This window comes from Staphylococcus sp. HMSC061G12, from assembly GCF_001838465.1.
GTDB lineage: Bacteria > Bacillota > Bacilli > Staphylococcales > Staphylococcaceae > Staphylococcus > Staphylococcus simulans.
Map to the genome: position 1 here is coordinate 38,764 of NZ_KV837149.1, position 10,939 is coordinate 49,702.

14 protein-coding genes and 2 pseudogenes are annotated in these 10,939 nt (G+C 33.7%); all 16 read left to right on the plus strand.

From position 1 onward, the window contains the following. Positions 1 to 185: 185 nt before the first annotated feature. Complete coding sequence (locus HMPREF2937_RS10155) at positions 186 to 2,360, plus strand: helix-turn-helix domain-containing protein (RefSeq protein WP_070864503.1); 2,175 nt, start codon at positions 186 to 188, stop codon at positions 2,358 to 2,360. A 155-nt stretch (positions 2,361 to 2,515) separates the two neighbouring features. Then, the gene (locus HMPREF2937_RS10160; protein ID WP_002481446.1) at positions 2,516 to 2,872 is read left to right on the plus strand and encodes a transcriptional regulator, SarA/Rot family; all 357 of its coding nucleotides are present in this window, start codon (positions 2,516 to 2,518) and stop codon (positions 2,870 to 2,872) included. A 194-nt stretch (positions 2,873 to 3,066) separates the two neighbouring features. Next, the gene (locus HMPREF2937_RS10165) at positions 3,067 to 3,783 is read left to right on the plus strand and encodes a YebC/PmpR family DNA-binding transcriptional regulator (RefSeq protein WP_002481447.1); all 717 of its coding nucleotides are present in this window, start codon (positions 3,067 to 3,069) and stop codon (positions 3,781 to 3,783) included. 3 nt (positions 3,784 to 3,786) lie between these two features. Further along, positions 3,787 to 4,278, plus strand: coding sequence for a cupin domain-containing protein (locus HMPREF2937_RS10170; protein WP_070864504.1), 492 nt, complete (start codon positions 3,787 to 3,789; stop codon positions 4,276 to 4,278). A gap of 383 nt (positions 4,279 to 4,661) precedes the next feature. Next, complete coding sequence (locus tag HMPREF2937_RS10175; RefSeq protein ID WP_070864505.1) at positions 4,662 to 5,141, plus strand: hypothetical protein; 480 nt, start codon at positions 4,662 to 4,664, stop codon at positions 5,139 to 5,141. Between the two features lie 29 nt (positions 5,142 to 5,170). Next, the gene (locus HMPREF2937_RS10180; protein WP_057510176.1) at positions 5,171 to 5,623 is read left to right on the plus strand and encodes a hypothetical protein; all 453 of its coding nucleotides are present in this window, start codon (positions 5,171 to 5,173) and stop codon (positions 5,621 to 5,623) included. A gap of 391 nt (positions 5,624 to 6,014) precedes the next feature. Next, positions 6,015 to 6,503 (plus strand): gas vesicle protein GvpQ, encoded by a 489-nt coding sequence (gvpQ, locus tag HMPREF2937_RS10185; protein WP_070864506.1) that lies wholly within the window; start codon positions 6,015 to 6,017, stop codon positions 6,501 to 6,503. A 60-nt stretch (positions 6,504 to 6,563) separates the two neighbouring features. Then, entirely contained in the window at positions 6,564 to 6,914 is a 351-nt protein-coding gene (gene gvpJ / locus HMPREF2937_RS14085) for a gas vesicle protein GvpJ (RefSeq protein WP_002481452.1), read from the plus strand. 75 nt (positions 6,915 to 6,989) lie between these two features. After that, positions 6,990 to 7,259, plus strand: coding sequence for a gas vesicle protein GvpO (gvpO, locus tag HMPREF2937_RS10195; RefSeq protein WP_002481453.1), 270 nt, complete (start codon positions 6,990 to 6,992; stop codon positions 7,257 to 7,259). 57 nt (positions 7,260 to 7,316) lie between these two features. After that, positions 7,317 to 8,081 carry a GvpL/GvpF family gas vesicle protein gene (locus tag HMPREF2937_RS10200; RefSeq protein ID WP_070864507.1) on the plus strand — a complete coding sequence of 255 codons (765 nt, stop codon included), beginning with the start codon at positions 7,317 to 7,319 and terminating at the stop codon, positions 8,079 to 8,081. Between the two features lies 1 nt (position 8,082). Continuing rightward, the gene (locus HMPREF2937_RS10205) at positions 8,083 to 8,337 is read left to right on the plus strand and encodes a gas vesicle protein GvpG (protein ID WP_002481455.1); all 255 of its coding nucleotides are present in this window, start codon (positions 8,083 to 8,085) and stop codon (positions 8,335 to 8,337) included. A gap of 3 nt (positions 8,338 to 8,340) precedes the next feature. Next, positions 8,341 to 9,150, plus strand: a complete 810-nt coding sequence (locus HMPREF2937_RS10210; protein WP_002481456.1) for a GvpL/GvpF family gas vesicle protein — start codon at positions 8,341 to 8,343, stop codon at positions 9,148 to 9,150. Positions 9,151 to 9,167: 17 nt separating this feature from the next. Then, the gene (locus tag HMPREF2937_RS10215; RefSeq protein WP_002481457.1) at positions 9,168 to 9,431 is read left to right on the plus strand and encodes a gas vesicle protein; all 264 of its coding nucleotides are present in this window, start codon (positions 9,168 to 9,170) and stop codon (positions 9,429 to 9,431) included. Beyond that, positions 9,415 to 9,699, plus strand: coding sequence for a gas vesicle protein K (locus HMPREF2937_RS10220; protein ID WP_002481458.1), 285 nt, complete (start codon positions 9,415 to 9,417; stop codon positions 9,697 to 9,699). Before HMPREF2937_RS10215 ends, HMPREF2937_RS10220 begins: the two co-directional genes overlap by 17 nt. A 40-nt stretch (positions 9,700 to 9,739) precedes the next feature. After that, positions 9,740 to 10,054 (plus strand): annotated as a pseudogene (locus HMPREF2937_RS10225) (gas vesicle protein); the annotation flags it as partial. Between the two features lie 97 nt (positions 10,055 to 10,151). Then, positions 10,152 to 10,939: pseudogene (locus HMPREF2937_RS10230) on the plus strand (YtxH domain-containing protein); the annotation flags it as partial.

Consider the following 10,939-nt stretch of genomic DNA (forward strand, 5'->3'; position numbering starts at 1 on the left):
ATATAATCATACGTTACGTAATTTGAAACAACATAAAAATACTATTAAATTTTAAAATTTGTGTCTAATTGCGTTGTGTGCTAAATTTGTAGAGTATAGTCCTAGAGAAATTACAGGAAGGAATAAAATAAAGAGAGATGTATCATTACGACTTAAAACAGCTTATTTTATTAAAGGTTATATAAATGAGAAGTAGTATTATCGATTTATACGCAGCTGAAAATTTGCCAGCCAATCGTTGTTATGATGGAGTGTTATTACTTTGGCCAGTAAACGATACAGCAGAAATCCAAAGGTCCGCTCAAGTTGAAACAGTAAATAACACGGTTTGTCTCATCAACCATAATGAAGTTTTTCAAGTTTCGAAAAACAAAAAGATGATGATGGTTTATGTTGCGAGTGATTGGTTCCTTGAGAAGGATTTCGCTTTTTTTAATTATTGCTTTAATATTCAAATGGTTCAGTCGAACAGTAAAATTGAAAAAGCAATGTTGATCTTATTGGAAAAGTATCTTGAAGAAACCTTAACAGAAGAACTGATTAAAAAATGTATTAGTGAGATATGCGACATTTTAATTGAAGAGGCGAGTGTTGAAATCAAACATACGTCACACCAGTTAATTGCATCGCTAGATTATAGAGAAAAGAAAATCGTAGATTATATCAACGAACATATTGGAGAGAAACTGACTTTAGAGACAGTAGCTAAAGAAGTTTATATTTCTCCGACAACACTCTCTTCTTCCTTTTATAAAATATTTAATATGGGTTTCAGAAATTATATTGAAACATTACGAATTGGACTTTCTATAGAAATGTTAGTAACGACTGACCGAAAAATTTTGGATATCTCTGAAGAAGTAGGTTTCAGTAATTTCAGTGGTTATTATCGGAAATTTAAACGTCATTTAGATACCACGCCTAATGACTACAGACATAAATCTAAGCTGAGTAAAGACCTTTGTTATTTAGTAAAGGATCAAGATTCTGAAGTCAGTGAACAAGGTAAAAAAGTATATTTAAAGAAAATCAAAGACATACTGAAGAACTGGACAGAAGATAAAGAGAACATTATTTATGTAGATAATAATAATCCCATCTATTCTCCTACACGTCCGTTTGTGATGACGATTCAAATTCGCACGCTTGAAGAATTGAAGGAAGTGATGGTTTATCACAGGCATCAAGAAATCTTTGATTTCGATGATGAAGTGATGTTCTTAATCCATCCAAGTATACCAACGATTCATCAACATTTTAGCACGAGTGAACTAGTTGCTATGCTTGATACTATCTATCAAAGCAATGCGAGAGTAGCTTTTGAACTTGAATCAAAAGAAGATATTGATTATGTGAAACATGAATTATTACAGTCACGTGCATTTACAGATCATCAAGCCTATGCAGATCTTAAAAAGGATACATCTAAGATTTCGATAACATTTAGTTTGCAGAATCAATCGTTGAAAGACATCTATATACAAAAAATGAGAATTAAAGAAATTGGGTTTAATGTTAATTTCAACCTAGATGTCACTAAATTGTTTAATGATCCTGAAAAATTTAAAGCATTAGAACTCCCAATTAAACGAGTGAATTTTGATTATTTCTTTATTGATAATGAAAAGTTAAAACATCCTTATTTGGAAAAATCTTATAAAAAAATGCCGATGAAACAACTAGCCAATTTGAATACGCTGCAGTCAGTTATGAAACAGGTTCATTTAGAAGAACGTAAATATATACTGCTTAATGTTCCGAATAGAAAATTATTGAATGAAGATATGAGTCTCTTAGATAGCACACCATTAATGATGTATATGTTTATGCGCTTTTATAGTATTTTATCTGGAATCGGCGTGGATTTATATCAACGTACTGATACGAATATCGCATTTCTTTTTGATACAAATGGTTTCAAAACCACATTGTACTTTTTATATAGACAGCTGTCTGGATTTGAGACGTTTTATTTCTATGAAGATGATGCTTGTCTCATGACACGTGGGGATGAACATTACAGTATTATTGTCTATGACTGGCGTATTATTGAAAATGAAATACATGAAGGTAACCAAAGTTGTCATCGTTTCTATATCGGTTTTAAAGATAAAAGTTTAAGAGACAATTATTTGGTAACACGTGAAGTAACAGATTATAAACACGGTAATATCAAGGAGATTATTTCACCCAATATCATGCCTACATTTAAATGGCCAAAAGATTTAAAACGTAAGATAAAAAACGCCAATAATCCAAAGTTTGATGTATTTGAACACAACTTTAACAATGGCACATTGAGTGTTGATGTTGAATATAATTCATTGCAATTGATTTCTTTATATAAAACAACGGAATAGATTGAAGTTTATAAAAGGTAATTGTATTTTATACAATTCAATTTGTCGTACTTAGGAAAATTGCAAAGACAATGTGGGGAAACACTAAAGACTTTTAGAGTTTTAATATTCATACTTAATGTATTATATCGATATAAAATCTGGAGGCGTATACTTTGAAAAAAAGTAACTTAGAGAAATTGCTCAATGAATACAAAAAATTTATGGATTTGACACGTTTCATTGAAGAAACATATAAAATCAACATGAATGACTTTGTAATACTTAATTGTGTTCATGAGAATTGCACCGAAGAAAAGATGTTAATGCAGCCCTTTTTAAAGATTGCAACAGATTCATTTGAAATTAGCCGAACTAAAGTTTTGGCATCCATTCGTAAACTAGTCAATCAAGACCGTGTCAGCAAAGTCCGTTCTGAGTCTGACGAACGTAAGGTTTATATTTATATGGATGATAAAAACATAGAAAAACTTGATCAAATGCTTAAAGACATTGATAAGTTCTTAGGTTGATAATACATCTGAACACCCCATACTAGAGAGATATAATATTGTGGATGAACAGCCCAGTTTTGGGCTGTTTTTTTATGAGAAATCAAAGTAATTATGCACAAAAGGGGAACTTGGTTTTCAATAACTATATATTAAGCGTGAAATCATGTATAATAGTTGATGTTAAAAATTGAGAGCGAAAGCGAGATGGAAGTATGGGACGTAAATGGAATAACATCAAAGAGAAAAAAGCCCAAAAAGATAAAAATACAAGTCGTATTTATGCGAAATTCGGTAAAGAAATTTATGTAGCTGCGAAATCTGGTGAACCTGATCCAGAATCGAACCAAGCATTACGTTTAGTGCTTGAACGTGCAAAAACGTATAATGTACCGAAAAACATCATCGACCGTGCGATTGACAAAGCAAAAGGTAATGATGATGAAAACTACGATGAATTACGTTATGAAGGGTTTGGTCCTAGCGGTTCAATGCTGATTGTTGATGCATTGACTAATAATGTTAACCGTACTGCATCAGATGTACGTGCTGCTTTCGGTAAAAATGGCGGTAACATGGGTGTATCAGGTTCAGTATCATATATGTTCACACATACAGGTACTTTCGCATTTGAAGGCAAATCTGCAGATGAAATCTTAGAAGTTTTAATGGAAAAAGATTTAGATGTGCGAGATGTTGTCGAAGACGGTGATTTAACTATCGTTTATGCTGAACCAGATCAATTTGCACAAGTACAAGAAGCTTTAAAAGAAAGCGGCGTTGAAGAATTCGAAGTTGCTGAATTTGAAATGTTACCTCAAAATGACATCCAATTATCAGATGAAGATAAAGCAACTTTAGAAGGCTTAATCGATGCGTTAGAAGATTTAGAAGATGTTCAAAACGTTTATCATAACGTGGACTTGGATTAAGTAATGGAACATTCTGTATCGGAATGGGTGCGCCAATTAGATTTATTACCGCATCCAGAAGGCGGCTATTATAAAGAAATTATTAAAGCTGAACGCCAAGAAGAAGGACAAGCACGTCCAGCTTATACGAGTATTTACTTTTTATTAACAGATGATAATATCTCACATTTTCATTGTATAGATGCAGATGAAATTTGGTATTATCACTATGGTAATACTTTAACAGTGCATATGATTTATCCTAATGGTCAATATGAAGCGGTAGACCTTGGACCCGATATAACAAAGGGTGAAGTGCTACAACATGTTGTGCCTGCAGGTACAATTTTTGCTTCTTCGATTAAAGATGAAAAAGGCTATGCGCTGGTTGGATGTATGTGCCAACCAGGTTTCATGTTTGAGCATTTTGAAATGTTTGATCAAGCGGAACTTAAAAAAGCGCATCCTCATTTAATTGAAGTGATTGAACACTATGCACTAGAAACTATTGATTGATTTTAAAATTGAATCTATGTTTTACTAAGCACTTGCTTTAGATTTTGGGAATGAGCCCAAGCTAAACCAAGTGCTTTTTTGTATCTCGAAATATTTGAACTGTAGCAGAAATTTATATTAGGGTAACACCTAGAATTTAATACGTCTTACGAATCAGCTATTTAATCTATTCGCATTGATGAAGTTTAAATGTTTAAAGCGAACGTTGGAGAGGATTTTATTGGTAAATAGTTTTTATCTTACAGGCTAATTCTCAATCGATAAAAATAAAATACAAAATACGTTTTACCTAAAAAGTATAAATGAATACGAAAATGATTTGTTTGTAAATTAGAGTTGAGGGTAAAAACAATAATACCAATTAAAGAGAGAGGGGTGTTATCGTGAGCAGGTATAAAAAGGGCGTAAATATTAAAAAGAAGAAAAACAAGGGCAATAAAAATATTCATGTCGCTGATGCTATTGTAGGCGGTGTGTTCGGCGCAACTTTCGGCTGGTTCTATAGACGAGAGGGCACTCAAAACATGATTCACCGTGTAAAAGAATCAGAGTTATTCCAAAATATTGCTTCAGATGTTTATGAAATTACTGAAGAAAATATTAAAGCCTACATCGCGATGAATATTGAAAATAAAACCCGCGATTTTTTTCAAAAGCCCGATGAAGAGGACGAAGACGAAGAATATTATGAAGATGATGAAGAGTTTGAAGAAGCATACGTAGAAGATGAAGACGATGCTTACGATGATGAAGAAGAAGAAGAGTTAGATGAAGAAGAATATTACGAAGCGTTATTAGAAGAAAATGAACAGCTTAAAGAAGCTATCAGTCGTTTAGAAGATCGCTTTGAAGAATTACTGTAAAAACATTAAGAAAGTAGAGGGAAAACAGTATGAGTAAACAAATTAAAAACCAGACAGAAAAAACTAAAAAGTTACAACCTAAGAAGAAAAAATGGACATCTAGTCCCGTATACCGCACAGTGGCTGGGGGAGCAGTCGGTGCAGGTCTTGGTTATGTCTTAAAACCTAAGCAAGATAAAAAAGCACTTTATACTAAAAAGAATGCTTCAAATGCATCATTAAAAGATAAAGCTTCTGATTTAAAAGACTCTATCTTTGGTGATGATAAGAAGAAAAAAGGCAAAAAAGGTAAGAAAAATGCTGGGTTATTCAGTAAAAATACTAAAGGTAAAAAACGTAAAAAGAAACCAAATAAGAAACAGTTTCAGTTATTGAAATCCGAAAATGAAACATTGCAACAACGTTTACAATTTTTAGAAGATAAATTAGATCAATATACAACATCGAAAAAACGTAAGAAATCTCTTTTCCGTAAAAAATAAACTTTGATTAAACGTTCGATCGAAAAGGTGCACAGGTAAAAAACTGGCACCTTTTTTTAACTAGTAATACAAGCACTTTCAAAACCTCAAGATGTTAAACGTCAATACAATGATTGTAATGTAGATTAAGAGAATGTTTCAAAAGTTGTAATTGTGTTTGAGTTGAAATTCAAAGTGGTACTGTAATTAACATGAAAGAAAATAGATTTTACAACTAAGTCGAATATTCAACTAAAAACAATAAATAATTTAAAGGTATTCAGACATCCTTTGAATCAAACGATAAGAATGTACAGAAAAACATCTTAGACATCTTTATTTATTTTATTTATTGATAAGTCAAAGGTGGTTTCTATCAAAAAAGAAAATATCAATTTAAAGGAGGTCTACAATGCCTAATAAAATGGTGAAAAAAGCTGCTGGTGCAGTGGCAAAAAAAGCAATTGAAAAGACTCCTGACGAAATTGAAGATAAAGCAAAAGATAAATTAAAAGATAAAGCACACGAGATGATGGAAGAGAAAATAACAGAAGGCGTTCAAGATAAAGCAGATCAAGCAGCAGACAAATTACAACAAGTGAAAGAGAAAAACCAAGAAGTTGTGCCTGAAGTTGCAGATAAAGCAACAGACAAAATGCAAGGCGCCCTGTTAAAGACACGTGATAAATTAGGACAAGTCAAAGAAGCTGGGGAAGCATTCCAAGAAAAAATCAACAAAGATGAGTCCGGCAACAGCAAGAAAAAAATCAAAGGTGTTCAAGACATCAAAAGTGTTCAAAACATCAAAGGTATTTCTAACATTAAAAGCTACAACGACATTAAACATGCCTCAGACATTAAGGGAGTAGAAGATAATAAATCAACATTGATTGACAACTAAAAGAAACATTAAAAGTTTAACGAATGAAAACAATATCAATTTGAGAGGGGATTGAACATTATGAGTTCAGTACAAAGAAGTGCAGATACGTCTAGTTTAGCAGAGGTAATTGACCGAATTTTAGATAAAGGTATCGTTATTGATGCTTACGTCAGAGTTTCAGTAGTAGGTATCGAAATCTTAACTATCGAAGCAAGAATCGTAATTGCCAGCGTAGATACTTGGTTAAGATATGCAGAAGCTGTAGGCTTACTGCGTGATGAAGTTGAAGAAGAAGGCTTACCAGGCCAACAACAAGAACAACTTTCAGGAGATACGAACCAACAGCAACAAATTTCTCAACAAAGTGAACCAGAAGAAGCAGAAACAAAAGAAGCAGACGACAAGAAAAAATCAAAATATAGTGTTTAATTTTTAAATTAAAAGGGAGGCGGCGACGGAATGTTGTCGTCATCTCTTACTATATAAGATTGATGGAGGATAATTATGACGATCAAAGAACTTATGAGTAAAATTAGAGAATTCTTCAATGAAAATGTAGCACCGCCTTTCAAAATTACTTCAATCGAAGAACGTGAAGGCGATGAATCAGGTTGGACTGCGACAGTTGAAGTGATTGAAGAGAAAGAATATATGAAACGTTACGCGAAAGATGAAATGCTTGGCACGTATAGCGTTGTATTAGATAAAGATGGCGAAGTCACTTCATTTAAACGTGAAGGTATTCGTTACAGAAGTAAAGTAGACGGTAGTTAATTAATAAACGCTTTAATTAAAGGACACTAATACTAGGTACTCAAAGGAGATAAGCTTATGGCACAAGAAGAAACAGAGATTTATATATTTTGTGGAACACAGACAGATCAAAATGACGATTTCGGAACTGTTGAAGTAGAAGGTGAAGATCGTGAGTTGTTCACAATCAGATATAAAGATGCAGCTATTGTTGCTGCAGAAGTTCCGATGAAGATTTATGCACCGAAGAAAGATAATTTAATGATGCACCAAAATGTTGTGGCAACTGTCATGAAAGAAAAAGATGCAGTGATTCCAATCAGTTTCGGTAACGTATTTAAGTCTAAAGATGATGTTAAAGCTTTACTTGAAAAATTGTATCCGCAATTTGAAACGTTATTCCCTGAAATCAAAGGAAAATTTGAATTAGGACTAAAAGTCATTGGCAAACAAGAGTGGTTAGAATCAGTAGTGAATGACGACCCTAAATTACAGGAAATGGCAAAATCAGTACGCAGCAAATCCGAAGATGCAGGCTACTATGAACGTATTCAACTGGGTTCTGCGACACAAGATGTTTTCAAGCAATTATCTAATAAAATAGAAGCGGATATTTATGAACCGCTCGCAGAGTTGAGTGCATCTGCTAAATCGAATGAACCTCAGAGCGAGAAAATGCTACTAAATGCAGCATTTTTAGTTGATGAAGAAAATGACCAAGCCTTTGATGATTTAGTAAATAAACTCTATGAAAAATGGGAAGACAAAGTAGAGTTCAAGTACACAGGTCCATGGGCCGCTTACAACTTTGTGAATATCCGTCTTAATATCGAGGGATCATAAAATGATAGTATATGGCTCACTTAAGTTATTGAAAAAAATTGCAGAACAAGTCAAAGATGAAGCAGACAAAGAACTTTATGACCTTCCGACAATTGAAAAGAAATTAATTCAATTACAAATGCAAGAAGAACTAGGTGAGATACCAGAAGACGAATACAAAGAAAAAGAAGAACAATTATTAGCACGTTATGAAACTGCTAAACAAAAAGAAATTGATGAAGCAGAAGCAATGATACAACAAAAGGAAGATGAATAGCGAATGGAAAACTTGTTATATTTATATGCACTTGTTCCAGAAGCGGAACTAGAAAACCAAGACCTTCCTTCCCTAACTGGTTTTGATGGTGAAGGCAGCTTATATACAGTTCCTGTTGATGATAAAATCACAGCAATTGTATGTGATTTAGATGGGAATGAATATTCAGAAGAAGTAATCGAAGATAAAATCGATAATGATATGGAATGGCTACAGAAGAAAGCTGTTCATCATCATGAAACGATTGAAACACTTTATCAAAACTTTACTTTAGTTCCATTGAAGTTCTGTACGATTTACAAAACAAAAGACAGTTTGAAGTCAACAATTCAAGGTTATAGCGAAAAAATTACTGCCACTTTCAATTTCCTAGAAGATAAAGAAGAATGGACAGTTAAAATTTATACAAACGATAAGAAACTTCGCAAAGAAGTCAGCAAAAATAACAAAGCTGTTGAAGAAAAACGTGAAGAAATCAAAGACTTGCCACGCGGCCGTCGTTTCTTTGCGGAAAAGAAAATTGACAGCATCGTTGATAAAGAGTTAGAAAATGAAAAAGACCGAGTCAGCGAAGACTTACATCAAAACCTCAAAGCATTAGCTGTTGATTTCTCAATTAAAAAGAATTGGGGCAGAGATGTAACAGGTTTAGAAGAAGAAATGGTATATAACAGTGTCTATCTTGTACCTAATGAAAAGGTAAATGATTTTCTTGAAGTCATTGATGACACTAAAAATGAATTACCAGAAGAAGGATGGCATATAGAAGTCGCTGGACCTTGGCCTGCCTACCATTTTTCTAGCTTTAACTAATATGGAGGTGGATAGAGATGCCGTCGACAAGAGAAACTATAGAAAACAAAGAAGTCGGTCTCATTGATATTTTAGATGTCATTCTCGATAAAGGTGTTGCGATCAGAGGAGATTTAATCATTTCGATTGCCAATATAGACTTAGTCTATTTAGACTTACGTGTTTTGATTTCTTCAGTAGAAACATTAGTACAGTCTTCTATGGGCAATCGTCGACATGATATTACTTCCGAAGCATTTGATGAACAAAGGAGGGAACTTCTAGATGCCACAGATGAATAATAATAGCTCACGTATCAACTTAGGCCAAGATAATGCAGAAGATGGATTAGCACAATTAGTAATGACAGTAATTGAGTTATTGAGACAAATTGTAGAACGCCATGCCATCAGACGTGTAGAAGGCGGAACACTGACTGACGAACAAATCGAAGAGTTAGGTGTTGCCTTAATGGATTTAGAAGAAAAAATGGAAGAACTGAAGGACGTATTTGGACTAGACGATGAAGATTTAAACATCGACTTAGGTCCTTTAGGAAGACTTATGTAACAGTTCGTTATGAATTTGATTAAGGGAGTGAGAATAAGTTATGGCAAATGAACAACTGCCTCCTGCTTCAAACGGTTCTAGTAACTTAGTAGATGTATTAGAGAAAGTATTAGATAAAGGTGTCGTAATCGCCGGAGATATCAGAGTCGGCATCGCAGATGTCGAATTATTGACCATCAAAATTCGTTTAATCGTAGCTTCAGTTGATAAGGCTAAAGAAATGGGCTTAGATTGGTGGGAAACAGATCCGTATCTCACATCTAGAGCTACAGACATGAAAATTGCAGAACAACAAGATGCTGAAGCTGAAAACAAAGAACTACAAAAGAAAGTTGAAGCTTTAGAAAATAAACTCAACGAACAAAATGAAGCACCTTCAACAGAGAAGTCTACAGCTAAAAATGCTTCAACCAAAAAGGCATCCGATAAGCAATTAGATGGAGAGGATAAGGATGAGTAAAAAATCTAGAAAAAAACAAAAAAAGAATCAAAAGCGTGAAATCAACTTAACCAAAACCATAGCTGGCGGATTAGTAGGGGCTTCTTTCGGTTATCTTACGGCTCCTAAGAGCCGTAAGAAAATCGTAAAAGAATTAAGTAAAATTGTATTAAAAGGGACTGCCAAAGAATTTGGTCATACAACTAAGAAAAAAATAAGCAGCTTAACACCTTCCCCTAACAATCCTTTCAAAAAAAAAGCACCCGACGAAGAAAAATCGCACGACATTCAAGAAGATGAAGACAAAGAAGAAAACACAACAGTATTAGTCCAAGGTGAAGATGATCGAGAAAATGAAGAAAATCAAAACGATCAAGACAACGATGAAAATGACACTGATGAATCTGAAACAGAGGAAGTAGAAGATACAGAAGACAACGAAGAAGCTAAAGAAGATGATTCAACAGAGGAAGACAACGATAAGCCTAAAGGTAAGAAGAAAAAGAAATTCTTCGATAGATTCAAATCGCATAAATCTGATGAAGAAGAGTCAGATGATGATGAAGACTCAGAAGATGACGAAGATGAAGAGAACGATGAACAAGATAAAAAAGCATCAAAAAAATCTAAGTCAAAAGAAGATGACGATGATTCTGAATCTGATGAGGAAACAGATGAATCAGAAGATGAGGAAGAAGATACAAAAGACAACGAAGAAACTGAAGAAGATGATTCAGCAGAGGAAGACAACGATAAAACTAAAGGCGAGAAGAAAAAGAAATTCTTCGATAGATTCAAATC